The sequence below is a fragment of the Alicyclobacillus hesperidum subsp. aegles genome (genome assembly GCF_027923525.1).
Classification (GTDB): domain Bacteria; phylum Bacillota; class Bacilli; order Alicyclobacillales; family Alicyclobacillaceae; genus Alicyclobacillus; species Alicyclobacillus aegles.
Genome location: NZ_BSBJ01000005.1, coordinates 53,195 through 69,392, shown reverse-complemented (window position 1 = coordinate 69,392; position 16,198 = coordinate 53,195). Strand labels below are relative to the sequence as shown.

The following is a 16,198-nucleotide window of genomic DNA, read 5'->3' as shown; positions in this document are numbered from 1 at the left end:
GAAACGCAAAACAGGGGCGAAACGCTCGTCCCTGTTTTTGTGACTAAAGAAAAGGATCCCTTAAAAAAGATGCTTCACATCGCGGTATGTGATCACGACAGCGAAGAGCATCACTAATGCGAAACCGACGAAATGAACAAAGCCTTCTTTTTCAGGGTCGACACGCCTTCCCCGAATCAACTCAATAACCATAAAAAGCAATCGTCCACCATCTAGAGCAGGAATGGGCAGCAGATTAAACAACCCTAAACCAAGACTTAACGCACCTGCCACGGCAACGACATTCCAAAAACCAAATCGCAATTGCTGTGTAATCACATGTGCAATACCAACTGGCCCGGACAATGTTTGGAATTGATGGTGCACAAAGAGACCGACATAGCCGTGTATGGTAAGTGCAATATCGCGACCCAAGGCCGAGAAACCAGCAGGCACCGTGTGCACGGGATTATGTGATACTTGCGCGTCAATTCCAATAATCGGTGTCCCGTCAACCATCTTCGGCGTAACCGTTACATCTTGCGCCACTCCGTTACGCACGGCAACGACGTGAAGTGGTTGTGGCTGTCCGTTGCGATAGCCGTTGCGCCCCACGACGTTCACCAGATCGCCCCACGAGTGGATTGGCTGATTATCAACCTGAGCGATCCGATCCCCGACGCGTAACCCGGCTGCCTGTGCCGGCATGTGTGATTCGACCGTCCCGATTGTCGTCGTCGGTACACCTGTGTATGTGTTGACGGCAGAAAACAGGAAACCAGCCAAAAGCAAATTCATTACAGGTCCCGCCAGAATGATAGCGGCCCGCTGCCACAATGGTTTTCCCACAACTTGTTCATGCTTTTCGACAATCGGCACGGACGAACGTGCATTGAGCATTACGCGCGCGTACGGGCGAACAGGATACGTGCGCACCCCTTGCGCTGTCTGAATGGTCATTTCAAGAGCATCTGTCAAATCGGCTTTGCGTACCGTCCCCACCTCGGCGTCAGGCAAATCCTTGACATCACCAAGCGCAACAATTTCGCCAAACTCATTGACACGAAAGGCAACAGGTTGCCCTACGGGAAACCAAGCTTCCTGAGGTGCCTCGCCGGCCATTTGCACGAAACCGCCAAGCGGAAACAGGCGCACCGAGTACTCTGTGCCACCGCGCTTGAACCGACACAACTTCGGGCCAAAGCCAATAGCAAATACCGGAACCGCCACACCGCATTTCTTCGCCACATAAAAATGCCCAAACTCGTGCAGCGTGATACAGACGGCAAAAACCAAAACGATGGCGACAGCCGCCTCCAGATAGAATTCGAGGTGCGCTACCATTGGCAATCCGTCATCAACCCTTCGTCAATAAGAGTCGCGCTCGTTCCCGTGCCAGTCCATCCATGTGCAAAACGTCTTCAATGGACGACGGTGATCCTGAATGCAAATCGTCGAGTACATCCGCAACAAGTGACGCGATCCGCGAATATGAAATCTGGTTTCGCAAAAACGCGTCTACAGCCACCTCGTTCGCGGCGTTCAAGACACAAGGCGCATAACCGCCGGCACGTCCCGCATCCATCGCCAACCGAAGAGCGGGAAACTTCTCGAAATCCGGCTCCTCAAAGGTCAGCCGACCAATTTCGGCAAGGTCGAGCCTTGGCCAAGACAGATCAACGCGCTCCGGATATGTCACGGCATATTGGATGGGCAATCGCATGTCGTGCGTTGCCAACTGCGCCATGAGTGAACCATCTTCATACTCGACAAGTGAGTGCACGATGCTCTCAGGGTGTACAAGCACAGCTATCTTATCATATGGCGCGGCAAACAAATGATGCGCTTCAATGACTTCCAGCCCTTTATTCATCATCGTCGCACTGTCGACCGTGATCTTCTTACCCATGTTCCAGTTGGGATGTTTCAGCGCATCGGCGACCGTCACGGATGCCAAACGCTCGCGGGGCCATGTCCGAAATGGTCCACCCGAAGCTGTTAAAATCCAGCGTCGGACCTCCGAAGGCCGACCACTTTGCATACATTGGTGCAAAGCACAGTGCTCACTGTCAACAGGTACGATCTCAGCGTTTGCCGCGATCGCTTCGCGCATGATGAAAGTCCCTGCGGCGACCAGACATTCTTTGTTCGCAAGCGCCAGGCGTGCACCCCGGCGCACGACGGCCATGGCCGGCAAAATGCCTCGGGCGCCCATCACGGCATTGACAACCACCTGCGCAGGCATACTTGCGCAAGCAAGCAACCCCTCGTCACCGACAAGTACCTCAGGCGCATCCGCTGTGTTCAAAAGTGCAAGCAGTCGCTGCCTTGCATCGTCGTCCGCAACTGCGACAATCTGTGGATGAAAACGGCGGATTTGCTCTGCCAATAATTCGACGTTGTGGCCCGCGGCAAGTCCGGCCACCTGATATGTATCTCCCAATGCGGAAAGCACTTCAAGGGTGCGAGTTCCAATTGCCCCAGTACTTCCTAAAATAGTTACATATGTCATACCCAATCAACCTCCGCCTGTCGAACCGGTCAAACGCCGAACCATCCATGCAAACCAATCTCGACCATCCACAGTGCGAACGGCGCTGCAAACAGTAAGCTGTCGATCCGATCCAATAGCCCCCCGTGCCCCGGGAGCAACTTGCCAGAATCCTTTACACCAGCGGATCGCTTGTAGGCACTTTCTATTAAATCGCCCAGCTGTCCGGTTACGGATATGAGCGCACCGAGTAACGCATACATACCGACATGCATCGGATGGGCAATCCACCCAAATACACATGCCCCAACCGCCGCTCCAACAATTCCGCCGACCATCCCACTGATGGTCTTTCCCGGACTGATGGCAGGCAGTAATTTTGGCCCGCCTAAAAACCTACCAACGAAATACGCGGCCGTATCCGACATCCATATTGAAATCAAGAAAAGCCATAGCCAGAACCAACCCACCGGAAGCTCTCGAATCCCGACGAGTGCAAAGCCACCCGCTCCGATGTACAAAGCCCCAAACACCAGCATCGAAAACGGCTTCAAATCCGCAGGGCTTCTCGTGAAAACCGGGACAGCAAAAACAATTGCAACAATTAGGTACAGTAGAAACGGGTGATACAGTGCGTGTGGAAACCACTCGATCAAAGTGACGAGCAGAGCTCCAAACACAGTGGGAGGACCATACCAACGACGTCCAAACATCACAGAAAACTCGACGACGCCGGCCACGGTGCACATCCACACCAGCCAGCGCCAGCCGATTGTACCGCCAAAGAGCAACACGAACAACACAACTAAACCTGCGATCACAGCTGTGATAACCCGCTGCTTCAACATAAGCGGACACCTACTCGATGGCGCCAAAACGGCGTTTGCGCTTTCCATAATCGGAAATTGCCTGGAACAGATCATCCCGTGTGAAATCTGGCCACAGCACTTCTGTGAACCACAATTCCGCGTACGCCGCTTGCCAAAGCAAGAAGTTGCTCAGACGGATTTCACCGCTTGTTCGTATAATCAGGTCGAGAGGAGGTAAGCCCGCCGTATCGAGGTAACGATCAAACTTCGCTTCCGTCAGGTCACCTACCGTCGCACGCCCCTCGGCAACTTCCTTCGCGTACCGCTCAATGGCCGACATCAGTTCCGTTCGCCCGCCATAATTCAGCGCAAAGTTCACCGTCATGCCGGTGTTGTGCTCGGTTCGCTGCATCGAGGTGCGAACCGTTTCCTGCGTATAAGAAGGTAGCCGCGAAGTGTCGCCTAGGAACCGAATCTTGACACCACGTTTGATCAATTCATCGATCTCATTTCGGAAAAACTGTTCCGGCAGGCGCATTAAATACTCCACTTCGGCAACCGGTCTCTTCCAATTTTCGGTTGAGAACGCATATAACGTAACACATTCAATTCCAAAATCGTCACACGCTCGTATGGCCTCACGCATCGCCAGCATGCCCGCATGGTGTCCAGCCATACGGGGCAATCCTCGCTTCTTGGCCCAACGGCCATTACCATCCATGATAATGCCAATGTGCCTCGGTTTGACCTGGAGCGCCGGATGCTCGACTGTGGTTGCACTGGTTCTTTGACCGCGCCCAAAACTTTTAAACAAGTCTGGCATCCCCCTCAGCAACGTCGGACTTTAGACCTGCGTCACGTCCTTCTCCTTATCTTCCAACAGACTGTCGACCTGTGCAATACACTTATCCGTAATTTGTTGAATCTTGTCCATCAGACGACGAACCTCGTCTTCGGAAACATCACCGTTTTTCTCCAACTTCTTCAATTCATCGTTTCCGTCGCGGCGGACGTTGCGAATCGCCACACGTGCTTCCTCCGCCAACTTTCGAACCTGCTTCACAAGTTCCTGTCGGCGCTCCTCTGTGAGCGCAGGTACGGTTAATCGAATGACGGTCCCGTCGTTCGAAGGGTTCAAACCCAAGTCGGATTTTTGAATCGCCTTTTCGATCTCGCTGAGCATCGATTTCTCCCAGGGAGAGATCACGAGCAGGCGCGGCTCCGGCGTGGTCACGCTGGCCACTTGATTGACCGGCATTTGCGAACCGTAGTAATCCACCAGCACCTTATCCAGCATGGCTGGTGTGGCTCGGCCAGCACGTACCGACGCAAATTCGCGACGGAGATTTTGAACCGCCTTATCCATGCGCTCCTGCACGTTCGAAATCAATTGTTCACGCATTCGGGTCACCCTTTCCGACAATCGTGCCAATCTTCTCACCAAGCACTGCGCGCCGAATATTACCTTCCTCATTCAGCGCAAAGACCAACAAAGGAATATCGTTGTCCATACATAGCGAGGCCGCGGTCGAATCCATAACCCCCAACCCCTCGTTCAAGACCTGCATGAAGTCGAGCTCCGAATATTTGGTCGCCGTCGGATCCTTTTGCGGGTCTGCCGTATAAACACCGTCAACACCATTCTTGGCCATCAGAATAACTTCTGCTTCGATCTCGGCGGCGCGCAACGCCGCAGTTGTATCTGTGGAGAAAAACGGGTTGCCCGTGCCCCCGGCAAAGATGACGACACGGCCTTTTTCCAAATGGCGAATCGCTCGCCGGCGAATATAGGGTTCGGCCACTTCAGACATATGAATCGAACTTTGAACGCGTGTTGCCACGCCCATTTTTTCAAGCGCATCCTGAAGAGCCAACGCATTCATGACCGTCGCCAACATCCCCATATAATCAGCCGTGGCACGATCCATACCCATCTGGCTCCCGGCCGCCCCTCGCCAGATGTTACCTGCGCCTACCACAACGGCGATTTGTACATGTAATTGCGCAACCTCTGTAATTTGACGCGCAATGTTGCGAATCACAGCCGGATCGATACCAAAACCATGGTCGCCCGCCAGTGCCTCACCGCTAATTTTCAACACGATACGCCGATACTTCGGTGTCGTCACGCGCGCCCCTCCATTGTCTTCTAGGATGTTGCTACCAGACGGAACGCGAGGGAACACCCATGTGTCCCCTCGCTCTTGGTCGTTCATTGACGAACTTGCGCCATGACTTCTTCTACGAAGTTCGACTCCTGTTTTTCAATACCTTCCCCGACGACGAAACGAGCAAAGCGCCGAATAGAAATGTTCTCACCAATGGTTGCAATTTTCTCCTTCAGCAGCGTCTCGATCGACTTGTCAGGATCTTTTACAAACATTTGTTCCATCAGGCAATTCTCTTTGAAGAATTTATCGATTCGCCCGTCGACAATCTTGTCTACGATGTTTTCCGGACGTCCTTCGTTGAGCGTCTGAGCCCGCAGAATCTCACGTTCCTTTTGAACCACTTCAGCTGGCACTTCCTCGCGTCGAACGTACAGCGGGTTTGCCGCCGCGATATGCATCGCAATGTCCTTTACGAATGTGCGGAAATCGTCGTTCTTGGCAACAAAGTCCGTTTCGCAGTTGACCTCGACCAGAACGCCAATCCGTCCACCGCCGTGAATATAGGACTCGACGAGCCCTTCTGCAGCAACTCGTCCAGCCTTTTTCGCCGCAGATGCCAAGCCGCGTTCACGGAGCACTTCCATTGCGCGTTCCATGTTTCCGTCCGCCTCGGTCAGTGCCTTTTTGCAGTCCATCATGCCCGCGCCCGTCTTCTCACGAAGTTCTTTTACCATAGCTGCTGTGATTTCTGCCATATCCGCAATTTCCTCCTAAATTCTCCGAGATTGCCGACAAGCGAATTGTACGCGATGCCGGACTACGTGTAGAGCCAATGCCGACACAAAAAAGGTGACGAGAGCGCCATGCACCCGCCACCCTTCGCGTTGCATCACGCGGTGGTTTCTTCTCCTTGCGTACCTTCCAGCACCGCATCAGCCATCTTTCCGGTCAACAGGCGAACAGCACGAATCGCGTCGTCATTTCCAGGAATGACATAGTCGATTTCGTCTGGATCGCAATTCGTATCGACAATGGCCACGATTGGAATTCCTAATTTATGAGCCTCAGCAACCGCGATGCGTTCCTTGCGTGGGTCGATCACGAACATCGCCCCTGGCATCTTCGTCATGCCTTTAATACCGCCGAGGAATTTCTCGAGGCGCTCCGCTTCTTTTCTCAAAAGAATAACTTCCTTCTTGGGAAGCACATCAAACGTTCCATCCTGCTCCATCCGCTCCAGCTCTTGCAACCTGCGGATCCGCTTTTGAATGGTATTAAAGTTCGTGAGCGTTCCCCCGAGCCAACGCTGGTTCACATAAAACATGTTGCAACGCTCAGCTTCTTCTTTAACAGCTTCTTGTGCTTGCTTCTTCGTACCCACAAAAAGAATAGTTTCACCGGAAGCTGCTAGTTCGCGAACAAAGTTGTACGCTTCCTCGACTTTCCGAACCGTCTTTTGCAGGTCGATGATGTAAATCCCATTGCGTTCAGTAAAAATGTAACGCGCCATTTTTGGATTCCAACGACGCGTTTGGTGACCGAAATGGACTCCGGCCTCCAGCAATTGTTTCATTGAAATAATCGCCAAGCTAACTTCCTCCTTTGTGTTTGGCCGCCGAACAACTCATTCACACAGCCAACCCTTAACACGGGGCACCTGACTATGTGTCGTCGCTCGTGTGTACTCCACGTAAGTGGGCCATTGCACTGCTGAATAATATAGCACAGTTCCGCAAAATTCGGCAACCAGTTGCAAACACTAGTCTTTGCGTTGTGACGGACCGCCGGCCAGTAAGGATTTCACGACCTCAATCTGCTCGTCGGTAACACCGAGCTGCGCACGAATCTGTGCGTACGTAGCACCCGAATTTAACATATCCAGAATGGAGAAATACACAGCCTCTGAACTTGAGTCAGAGGTAACCCTAAGACTTTTCCCTTCATCGATCGTTTCCTGCTCGGTAGCCATCGCTTCCGTACTATTGGCTGCGGATACTTCATCGAGAGTTTGTACGACGGAAGGCTGGTCATGCATCCATGTCCCTAACATTTGCTCCAGCCGATCTATCCGCTTGGCCAAGTCATGATACTTCTCGTCGAATTCTGTGTACATATCACGTAGTACCGCAATAGCCTCCGCTACGCCGGCATCTGCAGACGAATGTTCACCTGTCTGTTGCCGCGATGCTCCCGACGCAAAGTTGTTTGTCGTCGTCATACCTTCGCGAATCCACTGAAAAAAGCCGCGCACCCCACGATATTTGCGCCAACCGCCCGTCACAACATATAGAATGAGTACAAGTATCACGCAGACAATGGCTAGTATAACCGTCTCGATCAGATGGCCGCCTCCTTTCGATTGAGGGTTACTCGTCAACTACATTTGACGTTCATCGCCGCGTGCGGTGCGGATGAGATAGCGCCGGGAAGGCAACTCAAACCATACGGTACGGCCGACGTTCCCCCCAACATCAGCACCGAGGACAGGGATGCGCAGGCGCTCCAAATGCATGGATACTGCTCGAACATTGCGCTCGCCAATTCTCAAGGCTTCCATTTGTAACGCCTGAAACATCTGGGCCCCCCCGGCATACTTCGCGCGCAAATGCGTGTGGCTCGCCCCGTGCTCCATCAGCCTTTCGTATAACCACGCGATCCCAGTGTCGGCGTACTTTTGCGGGTGAGATGGCCGTCCGTGCGGACTCTCTGGCAGCATAATGTGCACCATACCCGCCAACAGACGCGAATCATCATAGATAACCAATCCCACGCATGAGCCGAGGCCTGCCGTCATCAACGTCCCGGGAATCGCTAAAATAGCCCCTTCTGCGATCCCGATGCGAATCTGTTCCTTCTCGTCAACCATGCCGTATTTTCCCTCGCAGAATATCGAGTAATACCTCTGTTCCGTCGAGATCCGGCAAGAGAAAGAAGTATGCATCGATGTTATTGCCGTCGTGGACCAGAGACGTACTGATGAGAATCGCCTGATTCTCCTCGTCACCGCTCATCATCAGGCCAATATCCAAGAGAGCCGCCGCCATGTCGATCGCGACCGCGGGAGTGGATTGGTTCAGCGAAATCCCACACAGATCCGAAATCGCTGCGACGTAGGCACCCGACAGGATATTGCCGACTTCCGCGATCGCGGATTGCTCTAACTCTGTGTACTCCTGAGCTTTTCTCGGAGCCGGCAGCAACCGCTCCAACAACCGATCCGCACTTGGCAATGACATCAGCACAAACATATTTCCAGAAATCGTGCCAAATATTCGAATGAACACGGCTGCGACGATGGTTTCTCCGCCCCCAACCACGTCGACGATTTCTGAAAATGGACAAAGTCGTGCATCCGTTACAGACATCTTGACCCGTCCGCTCAAAAGCGTTGACAGGGCCGTCGCTGCATGTCCCGCACCGATATTCCCAAACTCCCGCAAAGCATCCAGCGTCACTGGATCGACATGCAATCGTCTCATCCGTGAACCCGCTTTTCCACTTCGCGTAGTTGATCAACTTCCACGTCGGACAAAATGCGGTTCACGTTGAGCAAGACGAGCAGCCTTTCATCAAGCTGAGCCACGCCGTGCAAATAAACAGCACGCAATCCCCCAACGACTTCTGGCGGCGCCGACACCTGAGATTCATCGACCGTCACGACATCTTCAACGCTATCGACAATCATGCCGACCAACATCGCATCGACTTCGACAATGACAATGCGCATAGCGTCCGAATCCAACCGCTCTGTTGCCGACAATCCCACCCGTTCACGCAAATCGATGACAGGAGTGACCGTACCCCGCAGATTGACGACGCCTTTGATGAACGGAAGCGTCCTCGGAACGGGTGTGATATCCATCATTCGCTCAACAGAGACAACCTGCATGACAGGAGCTCCGTACAACTCTTTTCCCATCTTCATCACAACATACTGCTGAGCCATGGTTTCTCAACTCTCCCATCGATCAAAATAGTTGGCGAACATCGATGATGAGCGCCACACGGCCATCTCCGAGGATGGTCGCACCAGAAAACATCTCGACTTGTTCTAAATACCGCCCCAAGGGTTTGTTTACAATTTCCAATTCATCAACAATGTCATCGACAATCAAGGCCAGCCGGCGCTTACCCTCTTTGCAAATCACAGCATTCCACGGATAGTCTCCGCGGCAGGGGGTGTCGAAGAACCGATCGCCGAGATCGACAATTGGTACAACCCCATCGCGGTAGCGATACACCGGTTGCTCTTGTATCGAGTCGATGTCTTCAGCTGACAGCCTTGCCACCTCTTCGACACTGCCTGTAGGAATTGCATAGATATAGTTGTCAAGCTGAACAAGCATTGCCGGTAAAATGGCCAAGGTCAATGGCAGTTCAATCACAAACGTCGTTCCCTGCCCTGGCACAGATTCCACGCGGATATCGCCGCCAAGGGACTCCACTTTGCCACGCACGGCGTCAAGTCCAACGCCTCGGCCCGAGATGTCGGATACTTTCTCGGCTGTGCTAAAACCAGACGCAAACAGCAAGTCGTACACCTGCGCATCCGTCCAATTCTGAGCGCTGCGCTCGTCGACCAAGCCCTTGCCAATAGCTGAATTGAGTACGCGATCGCGATCAATGCCTGCCCCATCGTCTGCGACTTCCAGATATACGTGTCCACCACTCGCATAAGCGGACAAGCGAATCGTACCTTTGCGCGGTTTCCCATTCCGTTCACGCACTTCTGGAGGCTCGAGACCATGGTCGGCCGCGTTGCGCAAGAGGTGTACCAGAGCCTCGCCCATTTCGTCCATGACCGTACGGTCCATCTCCGTCTCTAAGCCAGTCATAACAAACTCAAACTCACGGCCTAACGTTTTTTGCAAATCGCGCATCATGCGAGGAAAACGTTGAAAGAGCGATTCCACTGGCATCATGCGCATTTGCATCACGCCGTCTTGCAATGAACTGGTCAACCGAGCGATTTGCTCTGTCACTTCGCGCAATGCATGATCCCCATGTTGCGCCAACAATTCCAGACGCGTTTTGGCAATGACAAGTTCGCTCAACACGTTCATAAACTCATCGATCCGCGACACCGGTACGCGCAACGTTTGATCTCGCACTTTGCCGCCGGTACTTGGTGCAGCCGCACGGTTCGCGGGCGTTTCGTTGGCTGTGGCGACCGCAACCGTCGCAGCCGTCTCCTGACGTGCTTGGTTCATTTCGCGCTCACCACTCGCCGATACGATGCTTTCCAACTCGACGACCGTGGCCGCCGCAATCTCTGAGACCTCCCGAATGGCCGTAAGTAGTGCGTCTGCATCTTCATGTGCGACCAACATGGCAAGATACGCCGTTGACGCATCAGCATCCGCTTCGAGCGCTTGCACATCCGGATAGACCGCAGCGCACTCGCCAAACGACTCAACGGCACGCTCGACCATCAGCAACCGCACAGCCTTCATCGTGCACTCCGGGGCAAAGGCGACTTGGATCACCAGCGGTTCGCGCCCGGAACGCAGGATTTCCGCCACTCGATCCCGAAAGGCCGCCGGCGGCCCCGCCTCCGTTGACCGCTCCACAGAGTTGGAATTCTGACCTTCGACGACGGCTTCCAGGCGCTGTAAGATGGCACCGTGATCGATCCCTTCTTCAGATCCACGGTCGCGAATCTGATCGAGATTGGCGGTCAAAGCGTCGATGGCAGCCAACAACGTATCGACGACCGACGGTTGAAACTCCGTTGGATGGTTGCGTATGTGGCCCAACGCGTCTTCCATGTGATGCGTCAAATCGGCCATTGCCATAAATCCCATAGTCGCGCTCATGCCCTTAAGGGTGTGGGCAGCGCGGAACATCGCGGCCAGTGTATCATCGCTTGCGCCATCGCGTTCTAAGGCGAGGCAAAGATCATCTAGTGTCGCCAGATTGTCTTCAGACTCTGCTAAAAACGAATCAAGATATTGACTGATATCCACCCTCGTTCCTCCCTGTTCAACGACCATTAGCAAAGTGGACTTGCTCAATTAAGCAGGCGGGAATTTCATGCAGTGGGAGACGAACTGCTGCAGCACCGGATTCCCAGGCCGCACGTGGCATTCCGTAAATTGTCGCTGTCTCAGGCCCCTCCGCTATCGTAAAGCCACCTCGTTCGCGAATCGCCTTGAGCCCGACGGCGCCGTCCCGACCCATCCCCGTCAAAATCACACCAAATAGCCTAACCTTATAGGAAAGCGCCACAGCCGATGCAAACAACACATCGACCGACGGTTGATGCAGATGCCCGCCGACTTCCCTCTGCACAGACATCCGCAACGCCGCTCCCGACTCTTCGATTCGCATCTGACAGCCACCAGGGGCTACATATGCCCCTCCGGCCTCAATCACGCCACCGTCTACACCTTCCGCGACGCGCCACGCAGAGAGATCGTTTAACCTTTTCGCTAGGTTGTATGTAAAGCCGGCAGGCATGTGTTGCACCACGCAACACGCCACACCAGGGAAGCAGGGCAGATGCGCGAACAGTTCAGTGAGTGCTTTCGGACCGCCCGTGGAGGCGCCAACCAGGATAAGCGTGTGCACATTGTCAGCCACCTTGATCACCGCCGCGAAATGGCCACCTTCGGCGAACAGCAAAAAGCCGTTCAAAAAATCCTAGCCCCGTCGAACTTCGAGGCACGTCGCCGGTTTTCAGTTGCAAATAGCGATCCGCAATCTGTCGATAACACAAAGCTGCACGACTGTTGGCGCTGTGAATCATGAGCGGCACCTGACGCATGACGGCCTGTACAATCGCGCTGTCGTCCATCACATATCCCAAACTGGCAACCTCAATCGCGAGGAATTTCCCCGCCGCAAGCTGCAAACGCTGCGTGGTCTCATGACCCTCCGCCAGCGAGTGCACGCGATTGACCACCACTTTGGGCGAGACGGAAACGCCGGCCCCGGCCAGCCACTTGAGCAACGAATAACTGTCGGTTAGCGAAGTCGGTTCCGGAGTGACGACCATAACGAAGTCATCACACGTGGCGGCGATTCGGCGAATCATAGAATCCGCACCTGCAGCACAGTCGAACAATACGACATCGTACAAGCTACACAGTGTTTGCAAATCGCGCATCAAGCGGTCGGCTTCCGGGTGGTCAAAGATCGACTCCTTGAACAAGCCACTCCCACCTGACACAAACGACAAACCGTAAGGAGATTGTTCGACAATATCCTCCAAGCGGCGGTTCTCAAGCAGATCGAGCAGGCTGTGTGCAGGCGCGATATTTAACAACACTTCGACATTCGCAAACCCGACATCCGCATCGATGACGACGACGCGTAGGCCACGCTGTACCAAGGCAAGGCCAAAATTGACACAAAAGTTGGACTTGCCGACACCACCCTTGCCGCTTGCAACGGCGATCACGCGCGCTGGCTGAACGGCGGGGCGAGACAAGTCTTTCATCGCTGGCATGGCGGTAGATTCGGATGATGGCCGCCAGAGTTCCATTTGTTTACGCAACCTGGAGGCTTGATCAGCCATCTCCCTCACCTCCCTGCCAACGGCTCAACAGCTGTTCGATAGAGATGATATCGATGTCATCCGGCACGTTTTGACCCGTTGTCACACAGGCAACCGGAGTCTCAAAGGTTGCAACGAGGTCTGGGATGACGCCAACCGACTGCGTCTCATCGAGCTTTGTAAACACCAGCTTATCCACACCGAGCGGCTTACACAGTTCGGCGACACGTCGGCAATCCGATGCCTTACTCGTCAGCGCGAGTACAAGAACCACTTCGTCGGGCTCTATTGACCGCAACAGTCGACGCGTTGATTCAATCACTTCTTGCTTGCGAAAGTTGCGGCCAGCGGTATCGACCAGAATTAAGTCACACGCTTCCAATTCCGCCAATGCCGCCGACAACTCGTCATCGCCATCGGCAACAGCCAATGGAACATTGAGGATTTCGGCATAGGTTTGCAGTTGTTGAACGGCAGCGATACGAAACGTATCTGTCGTTAAAAGTCCCACCCGACGTTGCCCTGCGAGTACATGCAAAGCGGCAATTTTCGCGATGGTTGTCGTCTTACCTACGCCAGTGGGACCTATAAAGGCGACTACCCTGCTCTCTTTGCGAATCGGGGCAGGCTGCGACAGCTCCGCAAGGTCCGATATAATGACACGCGCAAGTAAAGGCAATGCTTCCGCCAATGACGAGACATGAGGATAAGCTTTGAGCATTGTTTGTGCCCAACGCTTGCCGTGCTGCCGTTGGATCCCTTCTTCTTCTAAATAGGCTTGCAAGGATACTTCAAGTGTTCGCCCCTCAGTGTCAGATGCTGTGAGTGCTGGTTCACGGCGTTCGGCAAGTAAAGTTTTTAACGCAGCAAGTTCTTGAAGCACCACAGATAAGTCCATGGATCGTTCCACATTCTGATATTCACGTTTACTTTCACTGCTTTGGTACGCCGCCGCGGCCTGTCGCATACTCGCGGTAAAGGCCATAGCGTCTTGCGCCAGACCTTGTGTATTTTCATCCTGCACCCGCGGGACCGGGTCCGTGCCTGTGGTGTTGCGCCTTTCCATAACGACCTGCTGCGCGAGCGGAATGTCAGATCCCGCGGCGGCGGTAACCTCAATCCGAGTTTGCCAGCGCAATCCTAACCACTTGCGCACACGAATTTTCTTCGTGCTCAAAATGACCGCGTCTTTACCTAATTCTTTGCGAATCGAGACAACGGCTTCTGGCATATCCTTGACCACATACCGTCGGACAATCATGTCAGATTCACCACGCCCCCACTTTGTATCTGAACGCTCGGGTCGAGCTCGCTAAAAGACAACACAGGCAAATCCGGAATGTAGCGACTGATCCAACGACGGAACGGCAAACGCAAACGCGGATGGACGACCAAGATAGGGGATTTCCCCATGCTTTGCAGGCGCGTCATCTCTTCCTGAATTTTGCGGAACACCATCTGCGAACGAGACGGTTCCATGCCGATGAATGTTCCTCCGCCGTGATCGACAAGCGCCTGTTGAATTTCACCCTCAACCTCTGCGGCAAGCGTCAGAACAGTCAGTGGTTCATTGGGCGCAGCGAACTGATGACAGATTTGGCGCCCAAGCGCTTGGCGTACGCGCTCGGTCAGGACATCGATATCCTGCGTCTGCCGACCGGCATCGGCCAAGGTCTCAAGAATTGTAACGAGATCTCGAATAGATACTCCTTCTTCGAGAAGATTGCTTAAGACGTTTTGTATCTGCCCAAGTGATAACGTACTCGGATACACGTCTTCGACCACTGCAGCGTGGTTTGTTTTAAGATGATCCAGCAACGCCTTGGTCTCTTGCCGGCCGAGCAACTCATGTGCGTGCTTGCGCAAGACCTCAGTCAGATGAGTGGCGATCACCGACGGCGCGTCGACTACGGTATAACCGCTGGCTTCGGCTTGGATTTTCATCTGGCCGTTGACCCACAGCGCAGGCAGCCCGAAGGTCGGATCCTTCGTCGGAATTCCCTGTACGTTAGGGTTGTCCAAGCCAGGACTTAACGCCAACCAGTGTCCAATTAAAATTTCGCCCTCTGCGACCTGAACACCTTTTAATTTGATGACGTACTGTGTCGGTTTCAGTTGAACGTTGTCGCGCATGCGAATCATCGGCAAAACCATTCCCAATTCGATGGCCAACTGTCGTCGAATCATGACGACACGTTCCATCAAATCGCCACCCTGTTTGGCATCGACGAGCGGGATAATGCCATATCCAAACTCAAATTCAACAGGCTCCACCGTGAGCAGCTGATATACGTTTTCCGGCTTCTTCGTTTCCGCACGCTCTGCGCGCGCTTTGGCCTCTTTCTCCTTCGTTTCGACGCGTCGCCGATTTGCCTGCAAACGCCTGGCCATAAGCGTCGCGCCACCTGAGATCGGCAAGACCGGCAAAATCCCGATGGGCGTAACAATCCCGAGCAACAAAATCGCACCCGAAACAATGTACAGTGCTCGCGAATACCCAAAAACCTGGCGCACCACGTCATCGCCCATATTGCCATCAGAGACTGCGCGAGAGACCATCAACCCAGTCGCGGTCGATAAAAGCAACGCAGGTATTTGACTGACCAACCCGTCACCGACCGACAACATGGTGTAGGTGTGTAAAGCACTTGTAAACGGCTCGTGCTTCATCGCCACAGCAATGATAAATCCAGCGACAATGTTAATCGCGACAATAAGAATGGACGCGATCGCATCACCTTTGACAAACTTGGACGCACCGTCCATTGCGCCATAAAAGTCGGCCTCACGCTCGATGTTCTGACGCCGCTGCCTTGCCTCTTGCTCGTTGATCAAACCTGCGTTCAAATCTGCATCGATAGCAATCTGTTTACCGGGCATCGCATCCAACGTGAAACGTGCCGCCACTTCCGCTACGCGCTCCGCGCCGCGGGTAATGACGATAAACTGCACGATGATGATGATGAGAAACACGATAAAGCCGACAATTGGATTCTGACCGATGACAAAGTTGCCAAAAGTGTTGATGACGCTACCAGCATCGCCTTGGCCGAGAATCAGCCTTGTCGTGGAAATATTGAGCGACAATCTATAAAGCGTTGTGATTAATAACATCGACGGAAACACGGAAAACTCCAGCGGTTCCTTGGCGCTCATTGCAACAAGTAGAATCGTCATGGAAAGGAAGATGTTTAAGATAATCAGAACATCGAGCAGCGGTTTCGGAACAGGAATAACAATCATGACAATCATGAAGAGTACAAAGACCATCACAATCAGATCGGTGCGTTTCACCCATTTCGCCATCGTC

Annotated in this window: 17 protein-coding genes; all 17 read right to left on the bottom strand. The window is 53.5% G+C overall.

Going from position 1 to position 16,198, the window contains the following annotated elements:
* Positions 1-60: 60 nt before the first annotated feature.
* Positions 61-1,323, bottom strand: coding sequence for a M50 family metallopeptidase (locus tag QMF38_RS03160; protein ID WP_281758813.1), 1,263 nt, complete (start codon positions 1,321-1,323; stop codon positions 61-63).
* 13 nt (positions 1,324-1,336) lie between these two features.
* The gene (locus QMF38_RS03155; protein WP_281758655.1) at positions 1,337-2,491 is read right to left on the bottom strand and encodes a 1-deoxy-D-xylulose-5-phosphate reductoisomerase; all 1,155 of its coding nucleotides are present in this window, start codon (positions 2,489-2,491) and stop codon (positions 1,337-1,339) included.
* 29 nt (positions 2,492-2,520) lie between these two features.
* On the bottom strand, positions 2,521-3,318 hold the full coding sequence (locus tag QMF38_RS03150) for a phosphatidate cytidylyltransferase (protein WP_281758654.1): 798 nt from the start codon (positions 3,316-3,318) through the stop codon (positions 2,521-2,523).
* A gap of 10 nt (positions 3,319-3,328) precedes the next feature.
* Entirely contained in the window at positions 3,329-4,102 is a 774-nt protein-coding gene (locus tag QMF38_RS03145) for an isoprenyl transferase (RefSeq protein ID WP_232302285.1), read from the bottom strand.
* A gap of 21 nt (positions 4,103-4,123) precedes the next feature.
* The gene (frr, locus tag QMF38_RS03140; protein WP_006447024.1) at positions 4,124-4,681 is read right to left on the bottom strand and encodes a ribosome recycling factor; all 558 of its coding nucleotides are present in this window, start codon (positions 4,679-4,681) and stop codon (positions 4,124-4,126) included.
* On the bottom strand, positions 4,674-5,408 hold the full coding sequence (gene pyrH / locus QMF38_RS03135; RefSeq protein ID WP_281758653.1) for a UMP kinase: 735 nt from the start codon (positions 5,406-5,408) through the stop codon (positions 4,674-4,676). The genes frr and pyrH overlap by 8 nt, the downstream gene beginning before the upstream one ends.
* 83 nt (positions 5,409-5,491) lie before the next feature.
* On the bottom strand, positions 5,492-6,145 hold the full coding sequence (tsf, locus tag QMF38_RS03130) for a translation elongation factor Ts (RefSeq protein WP_006447026.1): 654 nt from the start codon (positions 6,143-6,145) through the stop codon (positions 5,492-5,494).
* A gap of 134 nt (positions 6,146-6,279) precedes the next feature.
* Positions 6,280-6,978 (bottom strand): 30S ribosomal protein S2, encoded by a 699-nt coding sequence (gene rpsB / locus QMF38_RS03125; RefSeq protein ID WP_040289489.1) that lies wholly within the window; start codon positions 6,976-6,978, stop codon positions 6,280-6,282.
* 171 nt (positions 6,979-7,149) lie between these two features.
* Positions 7,150-7,767 carry a hypothetical protein gene (locus QMF38_RS03120; protein WP_281758652.1) on the bottom strand — a complete coding sequence of 206 codons (618 nt, stop codon included), beginning with the start codon at positions 7,765-7,767 and terminating at the stop codon, positions 7,150-7,152.
* Positions 7,768-8,256: a chemotaxis protein CheD gene (locus tag QMF38_RS03115; RefSeq protein WP_281758651.1), complete on the bottom strand. Its 489-nt coding sequence runs from the start codon at positions 8,254-8,256 to the stop codon at positions 7,768-7,770.
* Positions 8,249-8,869, bottom strand: coding sequence for a chemotaxis protein CheC (locus tag QMF38_RS03110; protein WP_281758650.1), 621 nt, complete (start codon positions 8,867-8,869; stop codon positions 8,249-8,251). The genes QMF38_RS03115 and QMF38_RS03110 overlap by 8 nt, the downstream gene beginning before the upstream one ends.
* Complete coding sequence (locus QMF38_RS03105; protein ID WP_058094962.1) at positions 8,866-9,336, bottom strand: chemotaxis protein CheW; 471 nt, start codon at positions 9,334-9,336, stop codon at positions 8,866-8,868. The genes QMF38_RS03110 and QMF38_RS03105 overlap by 4 nt, the downstream gene beginning before the upstream one ends.
* 22 nt (positions 9,337-9,358) lie before the next feature.
* Positions 9,359-11,356 carry a chemotaxis protein CheA gene (locus QMF38_RS03100; RefSeq protein ID WP_281758649.1) on the bottom strand — a complete coding sequence of 666 codons (1,998 nt, stop codon included), beginning with the start codon at positions 11,354-11,356 and terminating at the stop codon, positions 9,359-9,361.
* Between the two features lie 16 nt (positions 11,357-11,372).
* Complete coding sequence (locus QMF38_RS03095) at positions 11,373-11,960, bottom strand: CheB methylesterase domain-containing protein (protein WP_198146666.1); 588 nt, start codon at positions 11,958-11,960, stop codon at positions 11,373-11,375.
* A 4-nt stretch (positions 11,961-11,964) separates the two neighbouring features.
* A complete protein-coding gene (locus tag QMF38_RS03090; protein WP_281758648.1) occupies positions 11,965-12,909 on the bottom strand; it encodes a MinD/ParA family protein in 945 nt (314 codons plus the stop codon).
* Positions 12,902-14,149: a flagellar biosynthesis protein FlhF gene (flhF, locus tag QMF38_RS03085; protein WP_281758647.1), complete on the bottom strand. Its 1,248-nt coding sequence runs from the start codon at positions 14,147-14,149 to the stop codon at positions 12,902-12,904. Before flhF ends, QMF38_RS03090 begins: the two co-directional genes overlap by 8 nt.
* On the bottom strand, positions 14,146-16,194 hold the full coding sequence (flhA, locus tag QMF38_RS03080; protein WP_281758646.1) for a flagellar biosynthesis protein FlhA: 2,049 nt from the start codon (positions 16,192-16,194) through the stop codon (positions 14,146-14,148). Before flhA ends, flhF begins: the two co-directional genes overlap by 4 nt.
* Positions 16,195-16,198 lie beyond the last annotated feature (4 nt).

Excerpts from the sequence above, each read along its gene's own strand:
- QMF38_RS03160 (WP_281758813.1), bottom strand. The coding sequence starts at position 1,323 with ATGGTAGCGCACCTCGAATTCTATCTGGAGGCGGCTGTCGCCATCGTT.
- QMF38_RS03155 (WP_281758655.1), bottom strand. The coding sequence starts at position 2,491 with ATGACATATGTAACTATTTTAGGAAGTACTGGGGCAATTGGAACTCGC.
- QMF38_RS03150 (WP_281758654.1), bottom strand. The coding sequence starts at position 3,318 with ATGTTGAAGCAGCGGGTTATCACAGCTGTGATCGCAGGTTTAGTTGTG.
- QMF38_RS03145 (WP_232302285.1), bottom strand. The coding sequence starts at position 4,102 with ATGCCAGACTTGTTTAAAAGTTTTGGGCGCGGTCAAAGAACCAGTGCA.
- frr (WP_006447024.1), bottom strand. The coding sequence starts at position 4,681 with ATGCGTGAACAATTGATTTCGAACGTGCAGGAGCGCATGGATAAGGCG.
- tsf (WP_006447026.1), bottom strand. The coding sequence starts at position 6,145 with ATGGCAGAAATCACAGCAGCTATGGTAAAAGAACTTCGTGAGAAGACG.
- QMF38_RS03115 (WP_281758651.1), bottom strand. The coding sequence starts at position 8,256 with ATGGTTGACGAGAAGGAACAGATTCGCATCGGGATCGCAGAAGGGGCT.
- QMF38_RS03110 (WP_281758650.1), bottom strand. The coding sequence starts at position 8,869 with ATGAGACGATTGCATGTCGATCCAGTGACGCTGGATGCTTTGCGGGAG.
- QMF38_RS03105 (WP_058094962.1), bottom strand. The coding sequence starts at position 9,336 with ATGGCTCAGCAGTATGTTGTGATGAAGATGGGAAAAGAGTTGTACGGA.
- QMF38_RS03090 (WP_281758648.1), bottom strand. The coding sequence starts at position 12,909 with ATGGCTGATCAAGCCTCCAGGTTGCGTAAACAAATGGAACTCTGGCGG.
- flhF (WP_281758647.1), bottom strand. The coding sequence starts at position 14,149 with ATGATTGTCCGACGGTATGTGGTCAAGGATATGCCAGAAGCCGTTGTC.
- flhA (WP_281758646.1), bottom strand. The coding sequence starts at position 16,194 with ATGGCGAAATGGGTGAAACGCACCGATCTGATTGTGATGGTCTTTGTA.